The following is a 21,380-nucleotide window of genomic DNA, read 5'->3' as shown; positions in this document are numbered from 1 at the left end:
GCCCCGGGCCGATCCCATAGAAACCATTGGATAGCACCATGAAGATCACCAAGCTGACCACTTTCATCGTCCCGCCGCGCTGGATGTTCGTGAAGGTCGAGACCGATGAGGGCCTGTCCGGCTGGGGGGAAGCGGTCGTGGAAGGCAGGGCATTGACGGTCGAGGCGGCCGTGCACGAACTGGCCGACTACATCGTCGGCAAGGATCCCATGCTGATCGAAGACCACTGGAACGTGCTTTATCGTGGTGGTTTCTATCGCGGCGGAGCAGTGCACATGAGCGCGCTCGCCGGCATCGACCAGGCCTTATGGGACATCAAGGGCAGGGCGCTGGGACAGCCCATCCACGCTCTGCTGGGCGGCCAGTGCCGCGACAAGATCAAGGTCTATTCCTGGATCGGCGGCGACCGCCCGGCCGACATCGCCAGCAATGCCAAGGAAGCGGTGGCGCGCGGCTTCAAGGCGATCAAGCTCAACGGCTCGGAGGAGATGCAGATCGTCGACACGCATGACAAGATCGACAGGGCGGTCGCGACCATCGCCACCGTGCGCGAGGCGATCGGGCCCCATGTCGGCATCGGCGTCGATTTCCATGGCCGCGTTCACCGCCCGATGGCCAAGGTGCTGGCCAAGGAGCTCGACCCCTACAAGCTCCTGTTCATCGAAGAGCCTGTCCTGTCCGAACACAAGGAGGCGCTCAAGGAGATCGCCAATCATTGTTCCACGCCGATCGCGCTTGGCGAACGGCTCTATTCGCGCTGGGACTTCAAGGGCGTGCTGGCGGACGGCTATGTCGACATTCTCCAGCCCGATCTGTCGCATGCCGGGGGCATCAGCGAGTGCCGCAAGATCGCCACCATGGCCGAGGCCTATGACGTGGCGCTTGCGCCGCATTGCCCGCTGGGTCCGATTGCGCTCGCGGCCTGCCTGCAGGTCGATGCCGTCAGCTACAATGCCTTCATCCAGGAGCAGAGCCTCGGCATCCATTACAACCAGGGCAACGACATTCTCGACTACATCTCCAACAAGGAGGTGTTCCACTACGAGGATGGCTTCGTTTCCATCCCGCAGGGACCGGGCCTGGGGGTCGAGGTCAATGAGGACTATGTGGCGGAGCGGGCCCGGCAGGGCCATCGCTGGCGCAATCCAGTCTGGCGCCACGAGGATGGCAGCGTGGCCGAATGGTAGGGGTGAAACGGCGATGGCGGGTCGGCTGACAGGCAAGCGTATTCTGGTGACGGGTGCCGCCCAGGGCATCGGGTTGGCGATGGTCCGGGCTTTCCTGGACGAAGGGGCAGGCGTTTTCCTGATCGATCGGGACGAGGCGCTTCTTGCCGATGTGGGCGACGAGTTGGCGAGGCAGGGCGCGCCGATCGCTCACCGGGCCGTTGATATCACCGACGAGCAAGGTATTGCGCGTGCCGTTTCACAGGCCGCCTCGACGATCGGCGAGATCAACGCCCTCGTCAACAATGCCGGCATCAATGTTTTCGCAGAGCCGTTGCAGACGACGGACGAAGAGTGGCAGCGATGCTTCGACGTCAACCTCAAGGGAGCCTGGAACTGCTGCAAGGCGGTCCTGCCAGGGATGATTGCAGGCGATGGCGGCGTCATTCTGAACATTGCCTCGACGCATGCCTTCACCATCATCCCCCACACCTTTCCCTATCCCCTGGCCAAGCATGCCCTGCTCGGCATGACCAAGGCGCTGGCGCTGGAATATGCCGGCCGCAACGTGCGGGTGAACGCGCTCGCGCCCGGCTATGTCTCGACGCAGAAGGTGATCGATTACTGGAACAGCTTCCCTGATCCCGAGGCCGCCAGGGCGCAGACGTTGAAGCTGCATCCGGGGGGCCGCATCGCCACGCCCGAGGAAATCGCTCTTGCCGCGGTGTTCATGATCTCGGACGAATGTCCCTTCATGAACGCAGCCTGCCTGACCGTGGACGGCGGCCTCAGCGTCCAGCAGCATCCCTGACCATCGAGCTTCCCCCTATCCCTATAGCAGGCGCTGGCCAATTGAGCTTAGGAAGTAGCGGGCAATTATATATCGGCCCTATCAAACGGGCCTTTGGAGTGAATGTCGGTATCGGTGGCTGTGAGCCCCGCAACCAAATTGCAGCACGCTGACCACGTTAAACCAGCGATACTCTACGACACGCTCTATCCCGTTGAATCGATAGGTTCAAATCAGGTTCGGGTCGCTTTTGATTGGCTGCGGCCCAGCATCGTGCGTCTCCAGGGACGCATCGGACAGCTTGGGCGGCTGCCGCAAACCATTCGGTAAGATGTCGGCGCTGACCTAGCAACCACGAGCAATCATCCTGGACCATCCTGCGGGGGCAGGTCACTCGTTTCGGCAAGGACCTTGTTGGCGATCTGCGCCCAGACGGGGTTCGAGTCGGCGCTGTATTGGACGCATTCAATGATGGCCCACAATGCGTACCGATAACGATCCGAGATCTCCAATGCGTTGTTTAAATGTAGTTTCAACTTGTCGGCAGTCGCGTCCCGGCGGGCGATGCCGTCTTCCCTCAATATTCGATTTTCCATTGGTGCCGCGACACGTGCAAACTCATGCTTTGTGACGTCAACATTGTATTCGTAGTCGATTTCGAGTCGAGCATGGCACCGTGCTATCTCTGCGTCCTGGGCACGCAGCACGTTGGCAGCTTCGATCATTGTATTGTTGGCGTCATCGATGTCGAACAGTTCCGTCTCGTTGTCGTCATGCATTCCACAGGAGGGCACGCCTAGCTCAAGCCGTTCGATCAGATCATCGTTCATCGTGTCCTCCGTCTGCTCGACGCAAACCGGCCGGGTCCAAAAGCGTTGACCGCCTCGGCAAGAAGCTTGAAACGTATCTGGGCATAGCCATGCGAAGCATGCTCAACGATGATCCACCATGCGGATGCTTCCCTTGAGGTAGCGATCTCATAGAAATCAAATGGCATGACCAAAGCGCTTCGCAAACTCGATTGTATCGAGCCTACTCTATTCATAGTCAAATAATATGGGACTCCGGCATTGCGCGACACTGTCGGGCCGGCCTTAACGAAGGGGAATTGGGGGCGGCGCGGCTCACATGGCCCATTCGCGAAGGCGCCAAGTCCAATGCATCCGCTCCGGGCCCGAATGGGTCACGACCTGTCGTTCCCGTTTCAGAGACATCTGAAAATGACCATTCGCGTGGATGATAAGATGACGCCGCTCGTGACCATGAGCGGCGCATCGACGTTTCATTCGCCATGATCCTCGTCGCCATGGGTGCAGCCTGTTAAGCAGGAGCGCCCACCCGTTCGTTTCGGAGCCGGCGCTTAGAATCTCCAGACGAAATTGCCCCGGACGCTTTGGTCGACGGCCTTGTTGCCGAATTGGCCGCTGTAGGAGACGCCGAGGCTGATCGCCTCGGAGAAGGCGACGCTGACGCCGGTATCGACGACCAAGGCGTCGCGGGCGATCGGGGTGCCGGCGGCGGCGAAGACAGAGCCATTGGCCAAAGCGAGGGCGGCTGTAGGCTTGACGTCGCCATAGGCATGGCGCCAGCCCAGGCTCGCCTGCAGGGTTGCGACGGTGCCCTCGGTCAGATCGAAGCTGGTGGCCGCCTTGGCACCCAGGGTGGTGAAGCCGAGATTGGTGCTGTCGCTGCCACCGGCGAGCGCGGCGTCGCCGCCGGTCTCGCGAAAGCCGTCGGTGTGCAGGTTGAGATAGGCGGCGTTGACGAAGGGTTCGAGGCGGAAGGTTCCGGCATCGATGCGATAACCGAGTTCGCCGAAGAGTTGGGCGGTGGCGGCGTCATAGGAGGTGGTGAGGCGGTTGACATAGCCTGGCATGGCCACGGTGCGATCGCTGTCGATGTCGTGCCAGGTGTAGGTGGCGCCGAGCCTCAGGGCGAGGGCGTTCCACTGGCGTCCGGCATAGAGGCCGATATGATAGTTGTCGGCCTTGCCGGAGGCGGCGCGGGCATCGACGTCGAAGCTGGAATGGCTGTAGCCGGCAAAGGCGCCCAGGCGCCAATCCTGCAGGAACGGGCCCTGGACCAGGGTATCGAAGCCGATGAGGAAGCCGCCGGTGTCGTGATCGACCCGGGCATCGCGGCCACCGCCACCGAGATGGCCCCAGGAGCCGAAGCCCTGGGCCCAGAAGCCGGAGAACGGGGCCGGCGTGGCGTCTGTGCCGAAAGGCGAAGGCCCCTTCATGGTCGGGGTCTCGGCATAGGAGGTCAGGCCCGCAACGAGGGGAGCGGAAGCGAGGGTCGGCGTATCGGCATTGGCGAGGCGGCCGAGCACGGCATCGCGGATGAGGCCGCTATCCTGGATCAGGGCGCTTCTGGCGGAGGCATGCACGTCGCCCGACAGGGTGGAGAAGGCTTGGCGTGCGCTGGTGTCGTCCGGCGACAGGGCGACGGCGTCATAGAGCTCGTTGCCAAGCGCCAGCGCCTCCACGCTCTGCGCCACCGCACGCTGGTTGCCATCGAGGGCGGCGAGCGAAGCGAAGGAGGCGTTGTTGCGCGCGACATTGACATAGATGTTATTGACATTCTGGGACAGGCTGAAGTCGACGAAGGGGGCATTGTCGGTGACCTTGTCGAACTGCCCGGTGATGCCGCCATTGGCGGTCAGAATCTTGTAGTGCTGGCCGATCTCGTAGGTGCCCTCGACGGGAACGACATAAACGGTGCCGCCATTGACGGTGACAGTGCCGGTGGCATGGATGAAATCACTGTGGCCGGCCGCATCGACATTGACCTGGACGGTGCCGCCATTGTTGACGAAATTACCGACCGTCAGTGTCGACGGCGTGCCGGGGCGGAAGGCGATCCTGCCGGCATTCGTGACCGTGCCGGTGACGGTGGCCTTGCTGCCGGCCGGTATCGCCCACAGGGCATTGGGATCGCTGAGCTGGATCGAGGTGGCATTGTTGGCTGTGCCGATCCAGCGCGACCTGTCTGCAAGGGTCATGCTGCCGAGCGATCCCTTCGCCACCGTCAGATTGCCGCGCCAGAGACTCGTGCCTTCTAGGCGACCATCGAATTCGTTGGCGCCGGCCTTGTCCGGCACGTCCACCTGCACGTCTCCGGACAAGGTGGAATTGTGGGCCCGGAGGGCCAGCCTCCCTGCATTGAACAGGCCAATCGCCGGAAGATCCAGGCCGGTGACGTGTGCGAGCAGGCCGCCCTTGTTGCTGGCGACAGGTGTGATTGCCGATCCATTGAGCAAGGTGACGTTGCTATGGGTGCCCTCCACCAGAATGCCGGAACCGACCGAGTTCAGCGTGATCTGACTGTTGTCGAGCGTAAAGGAGGAGGAGTCCCCGCTGCCAATGGCATGGATTCCGTTGATGGGGCCGCCAGCATTGGTTCCCGTGAAGGTGCTGTCGACGACGAGGAAGCGGCTGTTGTCCCAGACACTTTCCAGGAGGTCGGTTCCCTCGGTGCCGTCGGAGAAATTCGTGCTGGCGCTGGCCGTCACGCCTCGCATCGAAATCAGGCCGCCGCCCGACGAGAACAGGCTGCGGGTCGAACCCGTGGCAGTAATCGTGCCGCCGCCATTGAAGTAGATGTCGCCGCTATCGGCATGGGCGAAGTCTAGCCACACCCCGCTGGCCTTGATCGGGCCATTCAGGGTGACCGTGCCCGACCGGGCCTCGATGCCATAGCCGCCACCACCGCGGGCGGTCATGGTCGTCGTGCCGTCGAGTGTGATCGTACTGTTGTAGTTGACGCCGATTCCGAAGGCTCCGGCATCCATGTCGAATGTCAGGTTGTGCCCTGTGATCGTGCCGGGCGTGACCTCCTTGAAGGGATGGCCGGCCCAAAGCCCCCAGGTATCCGTGCCAAGGTGGAAGGTTCCGCCGCCGTCGAGATGAATGGTCCCGCCATTCCAGGCCATGGCTCCGAAGTAGAATGGCCCTTCGGTCGGCCAACTGTTCGGGGTCGTCACGTCAATGGGCGTGCCCGCATTGTTATGCAGCAGCGAACCTGCATCAAAGGACTGGAAGCAGTCCTTGCCGCTGCAGGTTGCCTGCCCTGGCGCAATCTCGACTGTCTGGCCGCCGCTGGCCGTGGCTTGTGCCTGGGCGGATTGGCAGCTCAGAACGGCGCTCGAGGCCAGGAGGAAACCCAGGAGCGGACCCCTCGGCAGAGCGGGGCGGGCGTGAACTTTTCCAGTCGATGACGTCACGGACCTTCTCCTTTCGAATGCCAAGGGCGTCCCGTGTTCCGCGCGACCGCCTGAACCGGCGACGAGGGGGATAAGGCGGGTGGGCGTCCTCCAACACCTGCGAAATAGGAGCGAAAAGCGGATCATTCCGCAGAATATGAGCCGAAATTATCGAGTCATAACGGAACATTCAAGTTTGTAATTTCAAAAATTCAAAGAATATCGATATATTGAATGATATAATTTAGAATCGCATATCAAATTAATTTAATATATTAAAAACGACGCCAAAATTCTGTGCTCTTAAATCCTGATTTAGGGATGTTAAAGTTATTTTTTCAAAAAATATTTTTTCAACTGCACCGTTTATCTTGGGAGTTCTGGCCCGCGCGTGCTCCAGCCAGTCCTTCGCGGCTGTGAGCTTTTCGAGGACGGTAGATATCGGCGCTTTTGCGCTCATATCGGTCCCGGCCCTTGCCGATCGAGGCGAGGGTCTTGCGACGCCCACGTGCCACGTCCCAACACAGTTCCCGCGTCAGCTACCGATTGCTTTGGGAACCGGATCTCATGGGGCTCGGCGTCCGCGTGCCTCGCGCGGGTTGAGGCTCAGGAGGATCTGCGAGAAACGGCCGATTGCATGGCCTCCCGGGCCTTTGCGGCCGCCGTTGAGTTTGTCTCGATGGCAACCATCTTTGCGGGAGCTGATGGTCAGTTGCGGATCCGATCAAGTTTCGGGCCGACGAATGGCCTTCATTCGCCGGTGCTGTGCGCTGCACTGCGAATCTCCAGGCAACGAACTTGCTTACCCGAGTGTCGGGCGAGGTCCGGTCTCGGGGAGCTGCACCGCCTTCAACCAGCCAAGTCCTTCCTCGGTTACACCGGCGGGGCGGTATTCGCACCCGACATAGCCCTGATAGCCGATTGCGTCGATCTCGCTGAACACAAGTCGGTCATTGAGCTCGCCGGTTGTCGGCTCGTTGCGGGTCGGCACGGCGGCGATTTGGATATGTCCGATCTTCGGTGCCATTCGTCGCAGGGCCATGATGACGTCGCCGTGCAGGATCTGGCGATGGTAGACATCGAACTGCAGGCGGACATTCGCATGATCGAGGTCGTCGATGAACTCGAGTGCCCGATCGAAGTCGTTCAGGAAGTATGCCGGCATGTCGCGTGTGTTGATCGGCTCGATAACGAGGCCAATGCCTGCCTGCGCCGTCGCATCCGCGGCTCTGTGCAGATTGTCCTTGTAGGCCGCAATCGACGCGGGGGAATCCCAAGCAGCATTGCCCGCCATCATGTGCAGCAACGGTGTTCCAATCGTCTTGGCGTAGGATACCGCGAGGTCCAGCCCTTTGAGGAACTCCGCGCGCCTGTCGGGCAAACTGGCCAGGCCGCGATCGCCCGCTGCCCAGTCGCCGGGTGGCATATTGAAGAGCGCCTGTTTCAGGCCGGCCGTCGCCAGCGCGTCCGCGACGATCTCCGCAGGATGGTCATAGGGAAACAGATACTCGACTGCACCGAAACCCGCGTCGGAGGCCGCCTGAAATCTCTCCAGGAAGGGGCGCTCATTGAACATCATCGATAGATTGGCAGCAAATTTGGGCATCTCGATCAAACCTCTTCCGACATGCCGGGCAGGTGAAGGCCGGCGATCTTGGCGAGCAGTCGAGCGACGGAGCTGTCGTCGTCCCGGCCCATGCCCGCCGCTTCCGTCATGATGAACAGCTGCAGTGCTGCAGCTGTGATCGGGAGCGGAAACTTCCCCTTCCTCCCGATGTCAGAAACAATTCCAAGGTCCTTGGTGAAAATGGAAACCGCACTATGGGGGGTGTAGTCTCCGGAAAGGACATGTGGAATACGGTTCTCGAACATCCAACTATTGCCGGCGGATTTGGTGATCACTTCGAAGACGCGCGAAATATCGAGGTCTAGGCTCTTGGCGAATGCAATTGCTTCGCAAGCCGCGGCGATGTGGACGCCCGCAAGCAACTGGTTGACGACCTTGAAGGACGAGCCGATGCCCGCTTGGTCGCCCAGCTCGTAGACAGTTCCGGCCATCGCCTCCAGCGCCGGCCGGGCTGCGGCAAAGGCCTGGGCGGAGCCTGATGCCATGAAGGTCAAGTCGCCGGAAGCTGCTTTCTTGGCGCCACCGCTAATTGGGCCGTCGAGATAAAGCAGGCCTGCGGCTTCAGCGCGTGATGCAAATCCTTTCGCCTCCGAGGGTGAAATGGTGGCGCACGAGACGATGACCGCCCCAGGCCGCAGGGCAGATACGATGCCGCCCTCGGCGAAAAGCACAGCTTCTGTCTGGGCTGCGTTCACGACAACGATGACGGCAATGTCAGCGTCGGCAGCCGCCTCTTGCAGGCTGGTGGACGGCAGACCGCCCTCCTGGCTGAACGCCTTCAATGCATCTGCATTGACGTCATACCCTCTTACAGTCCGTCCGGCCCGGAGCGCCGAGCGCGCCATCCCCAATCCCATCGAGCCCAGACCGATTACGGCAATCGTCGATTGGTCGCTCATCTTGGACGGCGCCTCCCAGTTTCAATACAGCTCGAATTTGCTTATCTCAGCGCTAACATTTCCTAATCACATCCTATTGCAAGGATCAAGCGAATGATGTTAGCGCTTACACATAAAGCCCTGGCATTCGTCGTGGGGCGCTGATCTTGCGGTGAGGTCGTCCTTTGACAGCGCTTGAAACGCCAACCCTCGCCCACGTGGCGAGACTGGCAAACGTCAGTGAGAACACGGTCTCCAGGGTCGTCCGAGACAAGGGGCCGATTGCGCCGGAGACGCGTCGACGAGTCATCGAAGCCATTGATGCCCTCGGTTATGTGCCAAACCGTGCAGCCGGCTCGCTCGCATCTTCCTCCTCGATGATCGTCGGGGTGATCTTGCCCTCGCTGTCGAACATCGTCTTTCCGGAATTGCTTCGCGGCATTCATGCCGGGCTGGCGGGAACATCGTATCAGCCGATGATTGGTGTGACCGACTACGACCTCGAGAAGGAACAGCAACTGATCTCGTCGCTGCTGGCGTGGCAGCCGGCGGCGATCATCACCACGGGCTTCGATCATACCGATGCCGCGAGGCGGATGTTGGAGGGAAGCAAGGTTCGCATCGGCGAGTTGATGGACATCGACCGCAGGCCGATCGACCTTGCCGTCGGCCTTTCTCACCGCGAGGCGGGGCGGGCCATGGCTCGCCACCTCACGCGTCGCGGCTACTCGAAGATCGCCTATGTCGGGCATGATTGGGACGCGGATCGCCGGGCCCGTGCGCGCTATCTCGGGCTTTGCGAAGGCTTGGGGGACGCCGGACTGGCACTGGTCGCGGAACATAGAGTCGATGGACCGAGCTCGACCTTGAGCGGCCGGCGGGCCCTGGCGGCAATCCTCGCCGACGGGGCCGAGATCGAGGCCGTCGCGTTTTCCAACGATGACATGGCCGTCGGCGGCTACATGCACTGTTTGGCCGCTGCTGTACCAGTGCCGGACCGGCTCGCCCTCATGGGATTCAACGGGTTGGAGATTGGCCAGGCGCTTCCGAAGCCTCTCACGACGGTGCTTTCCAATCGTTTTGCTATCGGCAAGACGGCGGTGGAGACCCTCCTGAAATCTCCCGACCGCGCATTTGAGCCTGCAATTATCGACACAGGGTTTTCCATCATTGAAGGCGCGACCGCCTAGTCGGGCCGCCTTTTCGCAAACAGGAGAAGGGGATGTTACTCGGCGCTATCGCTGACGATCTTACCGGGGCAAGCGACCTCGCTCTCATGCTTTCCCGAGAGGGAATGCGAACCATTCAAACGATTGGCATTCCACCGGGAGACGTCGATCTCACCCATATCGACGCGGTGGTGGTTGCCCTCAAATCCAGGACCAACCCAGCCGAAGAAGCCGTCGCAATGTCGCTTGAGGCCTTGGCGTGGCTTCGTGCGGCAGGCGCTCGGCAAGTCATCTTCAAATACTGCTCGACCTTTGATTCAACGGCAAAGGGCAATATCGGGCCGGTGACCGATGCGCTCGTTGCCGCGCTCGACGTGGATCTCACCATCGTTTGCCCGGCTTTTCCGGCAAATGGCCGAACCATCTACAAAGGCCATCTCTTCCTCGCCGAGAAGCTTCTCTCAGAGAGCCCGATGCGGAATCATCCGCTGACCCCCATGACGGATCCCTCCCTGGTACGGCTGATGGCCGCGCAGTCGTCCCTCAAGGTGGGGCTGGTTGGACAAGAGATTGTTGCACGGGGCGTAGACGCCCTGCGTGAGGCCTTTGGGGCCGCGCGCACGCTCGGCGATCGAGTGCTGGTCGTCGATGCGATATCCGACCAGGACTTGCGGACGATCGGGGAGGCCGTTGCCGATTTTCCATTGATCACCGGAGGATCCGGCATCGCGATCGGCCTGCCGGAGAATTTTCGCCGTGCCGGATTGCTATCCGGCAATTCCGAACCCGGTCCCTTTGCGGCACCACGCGGCGGCGCTGCCGTCTTGGCTGGCTCATGTTCGGAGGCAACGAGGGGCCAAATACAGGCTGCCATTGCCGCCGGCATGCCCTCTATGCGGATCGACCCGATCGATATCGCCGAGGGGCGTGTCACCGTCGGCGGCGCAGCGGATTGGGCATTGGAGCAGGGGAAGAACACCCCCCTCATTTACTCGAGCGCCGACCCCAGCGAAGTTCGCGCCGCGCAGAATGCCCTCGGACGGCAGAAGGCCGGTGAAATCATCGAGCACTTCCTGGCGGAAACCGCGATCATGCTGCGTGCGAATGGTGTTCGACGCCTTATCGTCGCCGGTGGCGAAACGTCCGGGGCGGTGGTTGGCGCCCTTGCACCCGCCGCCCTCTATATCGGACCGGAAATCGACCCCGGAGTTCCCTGGACACTGACGATGGGGGAGGCGGAGCCGATGGCTCTGGCGCTGAAGTCGGGAAACTTCGGTGCAGCCGACTTTTTCCTGAAGGCCTGGGAGCTGCTGCAATGACAGCCATGATTTCCGAGACAACCCGCGTTCGAGATGAGATCGCGGCGGTTGGCAAGTCCTTGTTCGAGCGCGGCTTCACTTTTGGGTCCACCGGAAACATCAGCGCGAGACTCTCGAATGGCGATCTTCTGATGACGCCAACCAACGCCTCCCTTGGAGCGCTTGATCCGGGGCGGCTTTCGAGATTCACCGCGGAAGGTGTCTTCGTCGATGGCGACAAGCCCACGAAAGAAGCGTTTCTGCATCAATGCATGTACTGCGCGCGCCAGGGGGTAGGGGCGGTCGTCCACCTCCATTCGACGCACGCGGTGGCTGTCAGCGTGATTGACGGCCTGGATCCGGAAGATCTGCTGCCCCCACTCACCGCATATTATGTCATGCGAGTTGGGAAGCTGCCGCTGGCGCCTTATTTCGCCCCGGGAGACATTGCTCTGGCGGAGGCGGTCCGCGAGAGGGCACGCACGAGCCACGCGGTACTGCTCGCCAATCACGGTCCGGTCGTCGCAGGAAAGTCGCTGCGCGAGGCCCAATACGCAAGCGAGGAACTGGAGGAGACCGCGAAGCTGTTTTTGATGCTGAGAGGAGAAAGGACCAGACCGCTCACTTCAGATCAGCGCAACGACCTCATGAAAGCTTCAGTATAGAATTTGCTTGGATCGCATTCGATCAGCACATTGTCGTGGAAATATCCTGGCAGGTGTCGTGAAGGCCGCTACAGCTCAGAAGCGCACGCCGCCGGCGCGCGATCCTCCCGCTATGTGCGTTTTGACACGCTGCCCGAGCACCATCCGGTCTATTCAAGAAGCGCCGTGGTCAAGCTCAACGGCTCTGTCATATCCGACAAGACTGCCCGGCGGGTAGCGTATCGCCGGGCTTTTCCCTGTATGCCTGCGTTTTTCGCATTGAAGCTTCAGGTGTGTTCGTTGCAATGCAATCTTTATTGACGCTCGCAATCCAGCCTCCGGAACATACGATGACGCGGTGATCCTGGCGCGATATGGGGATACGCCGGAGGATCTGAATCAGAACAATGTCCAGTGTGACGCACTACATCATTTTCCCCTTCGTTCGAGACAGCCAGGGCAACCTGGTCGCCGGACAGGGGCAAAGGGCCTATTCGAATACGATGGCGCGTTTCCGTGCTGCCTTCTGCGTGGGAATCGGGCAAGGCGACGAAACGATCGTGGGGGCCGTTGCGTTTATGCGCATTGGCGATAGTCGGCCGGTAATCCTGGCAAAATATGGGGAAACACCGCAAGGCCTTGCGGAGATGGAATGATGCGGCTTCTGCGCGCCATAGGGGTGCCCGGCGGGAAGCGCGACAGCGTATGGTGGCTAGCCGCACCCAATGGCGAGGAAGTCAGCTTGGCCGACCCGTCTTCCGCGGGGCGCGGCCATAAACGCAACCAAAATGCGATGCTCGAAGCGGCGAGCCCGTCGATGATGCCCTTGGCGGGTCGACCTTTCCCTTGATGCTCTTCCTGCCAATCCGCCGGCATGACGGTGTCCCGCCTTGCCATTGACTTGAAACCGAGCACCGGTCGGATGCATTGCTTGACGCCTCGGTGATCCTGTTCAATCCGGTTATTGAGGTATTGGCCCGCGCGGAACCGCATCGGCTTCAAAGCCCATCGTGATGGCTCATGCGTAAGCAACGTTCAGCGTCACAAGATTCGGTCACTTCGAGACTGGTCTGGCTGCCGCCGATGACAGGCAGTCCCATCGTTCATGGCGGGCAAGCGCCTTGTGCAGCCCTGCACGGGATGTTGGCACCACACTTTGCCGCTTGATCGGATCGATGCAGGCTCCGATTCACATCTCGGCCGCTGCAAGAATTCTATTTGTGAGTTGGATCCTGCCAGGGGTACCTAGTGTGGCTGGGCACGTTTGTCGAGTTGCATAGCCGCGAGATCCGACTCCAGCCGGCTCAGTCGATCATGGATGTCCACGGAACGGTAAGCGTGCTCCTCCAGGATAGAATTGATCAGCATGTTCATCGACATGCCTTTGAAACTTGCCTGGCCTTCGAGAAGCTTCCGCATTTCCGGTGCCAGGCGGATGACCAGCGGCTTGAAGGATCGGGTAAGGCCCCTGGTTGCATTCATGATCGGTAACTACCTCTGTTGGGCATGTTGGGTGTATTGTGAGCATCTTCGCTACTGTGCCTATCTATTGTTTCGTGTGACATAAACGTGACTCGGTAATGCAAACAAAAACACTTGCTTGTTCATCGAAGCTTCCGACTCCGATGTGCTGGATCGAGATTTGGCCAGGGCTGGCCGTCCATGACCTCGGCGGGGGGATTAGCCTGGGTTGCGGACGCGCTTCTCCAGTTCGAGCGTGCGCTTGGCGATATCGTCCAGCTCGAAATTTTGTGAGATCATGAAGGCGCCGGAGCCGGTGTCAGGATCGCTCGCAAGGCGCTTGGTCTCGCTGAGGTGATGGACAAGCCAGGCTTTTTGTTCCGCCTGCAGCTTTATCCGTTTGCTGCCGCCTTCTCTGTGCAGCAAGGCTCGGTAGGCGATATTGAGCCTGGAATCCCACTTGGCAATTTCCGCCTTTCCGCATTCAAGCATGTTGGTCGAAACGCCGTCCGCCTGATCGACGCAGGCGGTCATCTCGGCATCCGATTGAGCATTTGCGGACTGGGTGACGAGCAGCAACAGGCCGGCAAGGGCATGTTTCGAGATCATAGGTGGCACCTCCTGCTTTGCACGGTCATTGCACCGAGACGACGAAGTGGCCTTGATGAAGGGCGAGCTTGCCTTCCAAAGAGACCATGTCGGCTGAAAAAACGCCTTCGATCTTGCCGGCTTCCATCTTCGTGATGGTCAATACGGCCTCTGCGTTCGGACTCTCATCGGTCTTGTAGTGGTTGTCATTGGTGCTGAGCTCTATGCAGGGGGCATTCTTCTGGCAATTGCGGGTGAGCTTCTGGGTGCCGGTGGCGCTTGCGTCGAACTGCAGTCGCAGTGTCGTCGCATCGATCGTCTTGTCCGGCTTGATGATGGGGGCCGTGTTGACAAGAACGGTGCTGCCCAACTTCACAACGATAAGCGAGGAGCCGCCTGCCGACCAAGTCCTGTCCCCGATCTCAGCCGAAACCTGATCGCCCTCCAGCGTGCTGGCAACGATCTTGGGCGGCTGGCTTTGAGAGGGCAGGCCCGTTGCGGGTCGCGGCTGAGTGGCATTTTGTTGAGCGACGCCGGGCATCTGGAGGGTAAAATTGAAGACTTGCCACGCGCCTGCAGCGTTCTTGGTCAATTCTACGCTGGCAGGCAGAGACACGTCCCCATCCAGCAACAGCGTCCCCGACACGTTGCCCCGGCCGTTCTCGATCTCTCGTTCGGGCCATGACGCGCTCTTGAAGCGTCCCAGACCCGCCCGGTTGGCGAGTGCGGCGAAACTGCTTTCGCTCATGGCCTGCTGGAACGCCGGGGAGGCGCTGCGATAGGCGCTCTCCGGCCCGCTGGCAGCGATGGTCGCGAAAAAGACGGTGGCTGCGTCAGCCACGCCCTTGGTGAAATAGTAGACGCTCGTGCCGACGGCCACTCCGATCACGACCACGGTGCCTAAAGCCAGCAAAATCTTGCGCATTGTCGACATGTCGGATCTCCATGATCCCAAAAAGGATCAATATGGCTCCTCGTTTTCTACCGCCGGACTCGGCGGCCTGGGACTGCTCGGGCGGCCGGTTGCCACGCCGTCAGGCCATTTCTCGGGTCATGGGCCGTCGGAGGGCCGCCCTTTCTCCGAGGAGCAAAATACCTCTCAAAATGCAATGGCTCGGCGACCGATCTGTCGAGAACGATACCCGCTAAAACGGAACAATAGCTGAAACGACGGTAACACAAGATGATATCGAATCCGTGTTATCGAGACGTCGGTCACCAATCGGATCGTGAAGTACGATGCGATAGCACTGCGCCGTAATTCCTGTGATCGTTTGGATAATATTGGAAATTTTCGTATATTTTTTATTGAATTAAATTGTAGTTTTTCTGAGAATTTTTTCATTTATTATTAAATAAAATTCAAAGAATTGATATAATTTCCTAAAAAATTTGAATATATAATATAAATTACTCTTTGGAATGAAGCGTTCCCTTTTGCCCATGTGATGACACAATCGCAGTAGAGCTTTTTGGGAAGCATCCGACGATGCGTGGCATCTGGCTATTGGTAGGGTGCGTCGCAGCGATCGCTACGCCAAAGCATTGACAGGCAAACCAGCTGAAGTAGAGGCTGCCAAATTATGCTTTGACGATGATACTTCGGTGCGGAGGGAAGCCACGGCTTGTAGCGCTGCAGTTGAATGCACGAACCCGGCCATGGATGCTTTCACAGTAAGATCACGCTCGTTTTCGTATGAGGGCCCGGACCGGGCAGCCTCGCAGGCCTTTCCATCGAGCGATCCGGCTTCTTAACCCGCCATTCTTGAACGGACGTCGTATTCCTCGCCAATCGCACAGGATGCAAGCATGTCTGCCGATGATCTCCACAACAGCGCCAACAGGTCCGACGCTTCATCGAAGCGCTCAACATTCCCATCGTTTCAATTGGAGATCGCCGAGGTCCCGGCGCAGGACGCGATGTCCATGCCGGCAGACGGCGTCCAGAAAGCCCTGGGTCGATTGGAGGCGATCGTCGACGCCGTCAAGGCGAAGTCTGGCGTGCCCGGCATCGCCGTAGGCGTCATCCACGGTGGGCAGCCCCATTATTACTGCGTCGGCGATCGCAATCTTTCTCTGCCGAAGGACAAGCGGCAGAAAGTCGACAAGGCAACCGTGTTCCAGATCGCCTCGATCTCCAAGTCGATTTCGGCGACGCTCGCGGCGCGGATGATGACCTACTTTCAGGAACAGGGAAATGCTGTGGCCATATGGGAGGACCCCGTGGTCCAATTCCTGGGTAACAGCTACCACCCGACCAGCGACTATGTGTGGGAACGCGGCACGATAGGCGACTATTTCGCGCATCGTTCCGGCTTGCCCGCGGCGGCGGGCGACGACCTCGAGGGGCTATATTACCAGCGCAGCGATATCCTCCTCCGCCTCAACCAGATGCCGCTCGATCCCTTCCGCGTCACCTATAATTATTGCAATTTCGGCCTGACGATCGGCGCGGAAGCCATCGCCAGGGCTGCGGGCAAGCCCTGGGAAGAGCTGGGCCGGGACTTTCTCTTCAACCCACTCCATATGTTCGCCACGAGTTACCGCTATGCCGAGTTCAAACAACGCGAGAATCGCGCCGCCCTCCACAGCTATGACGGGACGGATTTCGCGCCCAGTCCGTTTCCACGCAACCCCGATGCGCAGGCGCCGGCGGGTGGCGTGTCCTCCAATGTCGTCGACCTTGTCAGATGGATGGACCTCCTGCTGGCGCTCGGCAGGTCCGATTCCAAGCCTGCTCTCGACATCGAGCAAAAGTTCTTCGTCGAGTCGGTCACTCCGCAATCGGTGAATGCGCGATCCCCGGTCCAGAACGCCCGGTCGGGCTGTTACGGCTATGGCTTCAATGTCGGCACGGGTGCGAATGGGCGCATGTCCATGAGCCATTCCGGCGCCTTCTTCGTGGGGGCGGCGACGGCGTTCCATGTCCTGCCCGACGCCGATGCGGGCATCGTCGTTCTCACCAATGGCGCGCCCGTGGGCGCCGCAGAGGCCATCGTCACGGAGTTCATGGACATCGTCCAGTTCGGCGACGTCACGCGCAACAACTGGTACGAGATCGCGCACGATCATTTCATGAATTTCTATAAGGCGTCGGGCGATCTGGCTGGCAATCTTCCGCCTCAAAAACCCAATTTTCCGCATCCGCTCGCCATCTATGAAGGCGTCTACAGCTCGGCCTATTTCGGCGAGGCCGAGGTCTGGGCGAATGGCGATCATCTGATCCTGCAGCTCGGCCCCCGCAAGTTGCAGTTCGTGCTCAAGCGCTGGGACGCAGACATCTTCCAGATGGATCCTGGCCGTGAGTTCACCGCCAAGGGATCCCTTTACTCGGTCAGGTTCGCGCTGTCCGGAGGAAGGGTAACGTCGATGACCGCCGCCTATTTCAACGACAATATCCTCGGCACCTTCCCGTTTGCGAGACCCAGGGGAAGCTGAGGCAAGGCGGAGGGAAACGGGAGTCACAGTCGATGCGTGATGCGTCGTCCACCGGTCAACGATTCCCGGTGGACGCGCGTTGACACTTCCCCGGATGGCGTCAGAACGACAATTGCACCTTCATCGCGCGGCGGCGGTCATTGGCCAGGGCGAAGGCCGCACCGGCATCGTCGAGCGTGAAGCTGCCGGTGAGCAGGGGACGCAGGTCGATCTTGCCGCTGTCGATCAGCTGTGTCGCCAGGGCGAATTCAGCATGGAAACGGAAGGAGCCGATCACCGACAATTCCTTGGCGACCACCAGGTTCTGGGGGAAGGCGACATCACCGCCCAGGCCGAGCTGGACGATGATGCCGCGCGGGCGCATTGCCTCCAGGCCGGCGCGCAGGGCCTTCTCATTGCCGGAGCACTCGAACATCACGTCGACCTGGCCCTTGTCCACGGCCAATGCAGCGAGGGCCTCGGGCGTCTGCGCCGCGTTGATGGTGCGATCGGCACCGAGCCTCGCCGCAATCGCGAGCGGCTCGTCGACGATATCCGTGACGATGATTTCGGCAGCGCCGTGGAACCGGGCGGCGGCCACCACCAATGCGCCGATCGGCCCGCACCCCGTCACCAGGATACGGCGCCCGAGTAGCGAGCCGGCGCGGGACACGGCATGCAGGGCAACCGAGAAGGGCTCGACCAAAGCGAGTTCGTCCGGGCCGGCATTGCGCCCGACCTCGCATTGGGCGGCATCGCAGACGAGGAGTTGGCGGAAGGCGCCCTGGACGTGCGGCATGCGCATGGCGCTGCCATAGAAATGCATGTCCATGCAGTGATTGGGCAGGCCCTGCAGGCAATAGCGGCAATGACCGCAGGGGCGGCTCGGATTGACGGCGACCCGGTCGCCGCGCCGCAGCGAGCCGACGTCCGCCGCGACCTCGACGATCTCGCCCGAGACCTCATGGCCGAGGATCATCGGCTCTTTGAGCCTGACGACCCCGAAGCCGCCATGGTTGAAATAATGCAGGTCCGACCCGCAGATGCCGCCGGCCTGGACGCGGACCATGACCTGCCCGTTCTGGAGCGGGCCGGGGTCGCGTTCCTCCAGGCGCAGGTCTTTGGGGCCGTGGATGACGAGAGCACGCATGGCTACCTCTCAAATGACCGGTGTCAGAAGCGGAAGACCGGCGAAATGCGCGGCAAGATTATCCCGTACCAGCTGGCCCATCGCCAGCCTGGTCTCGATCGTCGCACTGCCGAGATGGGGCTGCAGCACGACATTGCCGAGCCTGGCAAAGCGGGTATCGATGTGCGGTTCGTTCCAGAAGACGTCGAGGCCGGCCCCGGCGATCGTCTTGTCCTCGAGCGCCTGCAGCAGCGCTTCCTCGTCGACGGTGGTTCCGCGCGAGACGTTGACGAGATATCCCTCGGGCCCGAGCGCCCGCAGGACCTCCGCGCCGACGATCTTCTGGGTCGCAGCACCGCCGGGAAGGGTCAGGACGAGCAGATCCGCCCAGGCCGCGAGCGCCGTCAGGTCGTCAAAGAAGCGATGGGGCGCATCCTCGTGCGGCGAACGGCCGAAATAGCCGATATCCATGTCGAAACCCGAAAATCGGCGGGCGACGGTCGCGCCGATGCGGCCGAGCCCGGCGATGCCGAGCTTCTTGCCGTGCAGCCGCGGCGCCAGCGGCGGATTTCCCTTTGTCCAGTCGCCCGAGCGCACATGGGCGTCTCCGGCCGGAATGCGCCGCATTGCGGCCAAGGCGAGGCCGACCGCGAGGTCGGCGACGTCGCCGTTGAGGACGTCGGGCGTGTTGGTGACGCGAATGCCCCGCCGGCGCGCCGTATCGACATCGATGGCATCGACGCCGACACCGTAGCAGGCGATGATTTCCAGATGGGGGAGGATCTCCAGCGTCTGGGTGTCCACGCCCAGATCGCCGCGTGTGGCGATGGCGCGGATGAGGGGACGGGCAGAGGCGGAAAGCCCTTCGGGGCCGAACTCCCAGCGCTTGTGCAGCCGATAGGTGCTCGAGAGGACTTCCATATCCCGGTCGGGGTAGGAGCCCATCATCAGCAGGTCCGGTTTCGTCATTATCGCCTCAGGCAGTATTTTTGTTATCGATATCATAATTGATCAAGGGAGCAAGCATCTTTCGATTCCGTTCGGCGTTCGAAGGCAAAGGGAGGGGACACCCTGCAACCGCGTTGACAAGTTTTGTTATCGATATCAATTTGGAGGGGAAGAGCGTCGATGTCGAGCGGCGCCGGGAAGACGAGGGAGACCGACGTGACGCTGTTCGACCTGACCGGGCGCAGGGCCCTGATAACCGGGGCCAGCAAGGGCATCGGCTACGCCATTGCCGAGGCGCTGGCCAGTGCCGGTGCCAGCGTGGTGCTCAACGCCCGCAATCTCGATCGCCTTGAGGACGCCAAGGCAGCACTCGCCGCCAAAGCCTCTACCGTCGATATCGCGCCGTTCGACGCCGCCGATCCCGAAGCCGTCGAGGCCGGCATCGCCGCTATCGAGCAGACGCTGGGGCCCATCGACATTCTCGTCAACAATGCCGGCATGCAGCACCGGGCACCGCTGGAGACTTTCCCGCTCGACGCCTGGAAGCGGCTGTGCGCCACCAATATCGACAGTGCCTTCCTGGTCGGGCAGGCCGTGGCCCGGCGCATGATTCCGCGAGGGCGGGGCAAGATCATCAACATCTGCTCGGTACAAAGCGAGTTGGCGCGCCCCGGCATCGCGCCCTACACCGCAACCAAGGGCGCGCTGAAGATGCTGACCAAGGGCATGGCCACCGATTGGGCCCGCCATGGCCTGCAGGTGAACGCCATCGGCCCCGGCTATTTCAAGACCGAGCTCAATGCCGCCCTGGTCGCCGATGCCGATTTCTCGGCCTGGCTGGAGAAGCGCACGCCGGCAGGCCGCTGGGGCGAGGTGAAGGAACTGGCGGGCGCGGCGATCTTTCTCGCCTCGGACGCTTCCAGCTTCGTCAACGGGCATGTCCTCTATGTCGATGGCGGGATCACCTCGAGCCTGTAGGTTTTCCTGAGGCGGGCGAGGAGAGGGACGCTGCATCCCTCTCAGCTTCTTGCGGTGGGACGAAGGGGAGAACAGCCGATGACCGAGAGCGAGAAAGCCGCCGTTTCCGTGGTCGGAACCGGGATCATGGGATCGGCGATCGCGACGCGCCTGCTGGCGACGGGACATGCCGTCACCGTCTTCGACCTGGACACGGCCAAGGTCGCGGCGCTTGCCGCAAAAGGGGCCAGCTCCGCCGCCAGCGCTCGGGAGGCGGCGAGGGCGAGCCGCTTCGTCATCACCAGCCTCAACAGTGCCACGATCGTGCGCAGTGCCGTGTTCGGCCCGGGCGGCATTGCGGAGGGAGCGGATGCCTCGGGGCTGCTGATCGACATGTCTTCGATCGATCCGGCATCGACGCGGGCGTTTGCCGAGCAACTGGCTACGTCGACCGGCATGCGATGGGTCGATGCCCCGCTTTCCGGCGGTGCACCGGGGGCCTTGGCGGGCCGTCTCACCGTGATGGCCGGCGGGGCCGCCGCCGATGTTGACCGGGCGCGTGCTGTCATGGACAGCCTGTGCGCCAACTATACGCATATGGGTCCCAGCGGCGCGGGGCAGACCACCAAGCTGGTAAACCAGGTCCTCTGCGCGCTCGGCTTCCAGGCGGTCGCGGAAGCCGTCAGGCTGGCAGAGGCGGGGGGCGTCGATGCGACCCGCCTGGCGGAGGCGCTCAAAGGCGGGCGCGCCGACAGCTCCATCCTGCAGGAGTTCGGGCCGAAAATGGCAAGGCGCGATTATTCGCCGACCGGCCGCATCGACAACATGATGAAGGATCTGGAGGCCGTACAGGCTTTCTCCGGCAGCCAGCGCCTGCCGCTGCCCTTGACCGGGCTGGTTGCCGATCTGCACCGTTCCCTGCTGGCCGCTGGCCTGGGCCCTCGTGATACGGCGGCCATCATGCTGCAGTTCTCCGGGTTTCGTGAGCAATCGGGTGAAGACTGACATCGGGATCGATCACCGAACTGGCGCCTTGACAGGATCATGTTTGTTATCGATAACATTGGAAAACCGGCCGTAGAGCCGGATGAGCTTTGCGGGGCT

General features: G+C 61.2%; 18 protein-coding genes and 1 pseudogene. 9 read left to right on the top strand and 10 right to left on the bottom strand.

Annotated elements, in window-relative coordinates; genetic code table 11:
- Window positions 1-38: 38 nt before the first annotated feature.
- Both dgoD and BA190_RS01790 read left to right on the top strand, forming a co-directional pair.
- A complete protein-coding gene (gene dgoD / locus BA190_RS01795) occupies window positions 39-1,187 on the top strand; it encodes a galactonate dehydratase (protein WP_068281732.1) in 1,149 nt (382 codons plus the stop codon).
- Window positions 1,188-1,200: 13 nt separating this feature from the next.
- On the top strand, window positions 1,201-1,977 hold the full coding sequence (locus BA190_RS01790; protein ID WP_068281730.1) for an SDR family oxidoreductase: 777 nt from the start codon (window positions 1,201-1,203) through the stop codon (window positions 1,975-1,977).
- Window positions 1,978-2,318: 341 nt separating this feature from the next.
- Here BA190_RS01790 and BA190_RS01785 read toward each other — a convergent pair whose 3' ends face one another.
- The 4 genes from BA190_RS01785 to ltnD all read right to left on the bottom strand — a co-directional run bounded on the left by BA190_RS01785 (window position 2,319) and on the right by ltnD (window position 8,686).
- Entirely contained in the window at window positions 2,319-2,786 is a 468-nt protein-coding gene (locus BA190_RS01785) for a hypothetical protein (RefSeq protein ID WP_068281728.1), read from the bottom strand.
- A gap of 530 nt (window positions 2,787-3,316) precedes the next feature.
- On the bottom strand, window positions 3,317-6,181 hold the full coding sequence (locus BA190_RS01780) for an autotransporter domain-containing protein (protein ID WP_068281726.1): 2,865 nt from the start codon (window positions 6,179-6,181) through the stop codon (window positions 3,317-3,319).
- Between the two features lie 781 nt (window positions 6,182-6,962).
- Window positions 6,963-7,766, bottom strand: coding sequence for a 2-oxo-tetronate isomerase (otnI, locus tag BA190_RS01775; protein WP_068281941.1), 804 nt, complete (start codon window positions 7,764-7,766; stop codon window positions 6,963-6,965).
- 5 nt (window positions 7,767-7,771) lie between these two features.
- Window positions 7,772-8,686, bottom strand: coding sequence for an L-threonate dehydrogenase (ltnD, locus tag BA190_RS01770; protein ID WP_068281724.1), 915 nt, complete (start codon window positions 8,684-8,686; stop codon window positions 7,772-7,774).
- Window positions 8,687-8,850: 164 nt separating this feature from the next.
- Between ltnD and BA190_RS01765 the strand changes: the two genes are divergently transcribed.
- From BA190_RS01765 to BA190_RS01750, 4 genes are all read left to right on the top strand, one after another.
- Window positions 8,851-9,855, top strand: coding sequence for a LacI family DNA-binding transcriptional regulator (locus BA190_RS01765; protein ID WP_068281722.1), 1,005 nt, complete (start codon window positions 8,851-8,853; stop codon window positions 9,853-9,855).
- Window positions 9,856-9,887: 32 nt separating this feature from the next.
- On the top strand, window positions 9,888-11,153 hold the full coding sequence (otnK, locus tag BA190_RS01760) for a 3-oxo-tetronate kinase (RefSeq protein WP_068281720.1): 1,266 nt from the start codon (window positions 9,888-9,890) through the stop codon (window positions 11,151-11,153).
- Complete coding sequence (gene otnC, locus BA190_RS01755; protein WP_068281717.1) at window positions 11,150-11,797, top strand: 3-oxo-tetronate 4-phosphate decarboxylase; 648 nt, start codon at window positions 11,150-11,152, stop codon at window positions 11,795-11,797. The genes otnK and otnC overlap by 4 nt, the downstream gene beginning before the upstream one ends.
- Before the next feature lie 386 nt (window positions 11,798-12,183).
- Window positions 12,184-12,432 (top strand): hypothetical protein, encoded by a 249-nt coding sequence (locus BA190_RS01750; protein WP_068281715.1) that lies wholly within the window; start codon window positions 12,184-12,186, stop codon window positions 12,430-12,432.
- Between the two features lie 238 nt (window positions 12,433-12,670).
- Here the strand turns inward: BA190_RS01750 and BA190_RS37150 are convergent.
- The 4 genes and pseudogenes from BA190_RS37150 to BA190_RS01735 all read right to left on the bottom strand — a co-directional run.
- Window positions 12,671-12,864, bottom strand: a pseudogene (locus tag BA190_RS37150) (IS6 family transposase); the annotation flags it as partial.
- Between the two features lie 157 nt (window positions 12,865-13,021).
- Complete coding sequence (locus tag BA190_RS01745) at window positions 13,022-13,258, bottom strand: hypothetical protein (protein ID WP_068281713.1); 237 nt, start codon at window positions 13,256-13,258, stop codon at window positions 13,022-13,024.
- 198 nt (window positions 13,259-13,456) lie between these two features.
- Entirely contained in the window at window positions 13,457-13,846 is a 390-nt protein-coding gene (locus BA190_RS01740) for a lysozyme inhibitor LprI family protein (RefSeq protein ID WP_068281712.1), read from the bottom strand.
- Window positions 13,847-13,871: 25 nt separating this feature from the next.
- A complete protein-coding gene (locus tag BA190_RS01735) occupies window positions 13,872-14,759 on the bottom strand; it encodes a hypothetical protein (RefSeq protein ID WP_068281710.1) in 888 nt (295 codons plus the stop codon).
- A gap of 992 nt (window positions 14,760-15,751) precedes the next feature.
- On the opposite strand from BA190_RS01735, the gene BA190_RS01730 reads away from it, so the two are divergent.
- On the top strand, window positions 15,752-17,263 hold the full coding sequence (locus BA190_RS01730; RefSeq protein WP_162275033.1) for a serine hydrolase: 1,512 nt from the start codon (window positions 15,752-15,754) through the stop codon (window positions 17,261-17,263).
- Between the two features lie 100 nt (window positions 17,264-17,363).
- On the opposite strand, the gene BA190_RS01725 is transcribed toward BA190_RS01730, so the two are convergent.
- Together BA190_RS01725 and BA190_RS01720 are read right to left on the bottom strand one after the other, a co-directional pair.
- On the bottom strand, window positions 17,364-18,392 hold the full coding sequence (locus BA190_RS01725) for an L-idonate 5-dehydrogenase (RefSeq protein WP_068281708.1): 1,029 nt from the start codon (window positions 18,390-18,392) through the stop codon (window positions 17,364-17,366).
- A gap of 9 nt (window positions 18,393-18,401) precedes the next feature.
- The gene (locus BA190_RS01720) at window positions 18,402-19,340 is read right to left on the bottom strand and encodes a 2-hydroxyacid dehydrogenase (protein ID WP_068281705.1); all 939 of its coding nucleotides are present in this window, start codon (window positions 19,338-19,340) and stop codon (window positions 18,402-18,404) included.
- Window positions 19,341-19,499: 159 nt separating this feature from the next.
- Between BA190_RS01720 and BA190_RS01715 the strand changes: the two genes are divergently transcribed.
- Window positions 19,500-20,297: an SDR family oxidoreductase gene (locus tag BA190_RS01715; protein WP_202908408.1), complete on the top strand. Its 798-nt coding sequence runs from the start codon at window positions 19,500-19,502 to the stop codon at window positions 20,295-20,297.
- Between the two features lie 78 nt (window positions 20,298-20,375).
- Window positions 20,376-21,281, top strand: coding sequence for an NAD(P)-dependent oxidoreductase (locus tag BA190_RS01710; RefSeq protein WP_068281703.1), 906 nt, complete (start codon window positions 20,376-20,378; stop codon window positions 21,279-21,281).
- Window positions 21,282-21,380: the final 99 nt, after the last annotated feature.

Origin of the sequence: Labrys sp. WJW (genome assembly GCF_001676615.1) — a bacterium.
Classification (GTDB): domain Bacteria; phylum Pseudomonadota; class Alphaproteobacteria; order Rhizobiales; family Labraceae; genus Labrys; species Labrys sedimenti.
This window is presented reverse-complemented; position numbering and strand designations above follow the sequence as displayed.

Coding starts and splice junctions, on each gene's coding strand:
- otnC (WP_068281717.1), top strand. CDS start 11,150: ATGACAGCCATGATTTCCGAGACAACCCGCGTTCGAGATGAGATCGCG.
- otnK (WP_068281720.1), top strand. CDS start 9,888: ATGTTACTCGGCGCTATCGCTGACGATCTTACCGGGGCAAGCGACCTC.
- BA190_RS01745 (WP_068281713.1), bottom strand. CDS start 13,258: ATGAATGCAACCAGGGGCCTTACCCGATCCTTCAAGCCGCTGGTCATC.
- otnI (WP_068281941.1), bottom strand. CDS start 7,766: ATGCCCAAATTTGCTGCCAATCTATCGATGATGTTCAATGAGCGCCCC.
- dgoD (WP_068281732.1), top strand. CDS start 39: ATGAAGATCACCAAGCTGACCACTTTCATCGTCCCGCCGCGCTGGATG.
- BA190_RS01785 (WP_068281728.1), bottom strand. CDS start 2,786: ATGAACGATGATCTGATCGAACGGCTTGAGCTAGGCGTGCCCTCCTGT.
- BA190_RS01710 (WP_068281703.1), top strand. CDS start 20,376: ATGACCGAGAGCGAGAAAGCCGCCGTTTCCGTGGTCGGAACCGGGATC.
- BA190_RS01715 (WP_202908408.1), top strand. CDS start 19,500: ATGTCGAGCGGCGCCGGGAAGACGAGGGAGACCGACGTGACGCTGTTC.
- BA190_RS01725 (WP_068281708.1), bottom strand. CDS start 18,392: ATGCGTGCTCTCGTCATCCACGGCCCCAAAGACCTGCGCCTGGAGGAA.
- BA190_RS01740 (WP_068281712.1), bottom strand. CDS start 13,846: ATGATCTCGAAACATGCCCTTGCCGGCCTGTTGCTGCTCGTCACCCAG.
- ltnD (WP_068281724.1), bottom strand. CDS start 8,686: ATGAGCGACCAATCGACGATTGCCGTAATCGGTCTGGGCTCGATGGGA.
- BA190_RS01790 (WP_068281730.1), top strand. CDS start 1,201: ATGGCGGGTCGGCTGACAGGCAAGCGTATTCTGGTGACGGGTGCCGCC.
- BA190_RS01735 (WP_068281710.1), bottom strand. CDS start 14,759: ATGTCGACAATGCGCAAGATTTTGCTGGCTTTAGGCACCGTGGTCGTG.
- BA190_RS01750 (WP_068281715.1), top strand. CDS start 12,184: ATGTCCAGTGTGACGCACTACATCATTTTCCCCTTCGTTCGAGACAGC.
- BA190_RS01720 (WP_068281705.1), bottom strand. CDS start 19,340: ATGACGAAACCGGACCTGCTGATGATGGGCTCCTACCCCGACCGGGAT.
- BA190_RS01730 (WP_162275033.1), top strand. CDS start 15,752: ATGCCGGCAGACGGCGTCCAGAAAGCCCTGGGTCGATTGGAGGCGATC.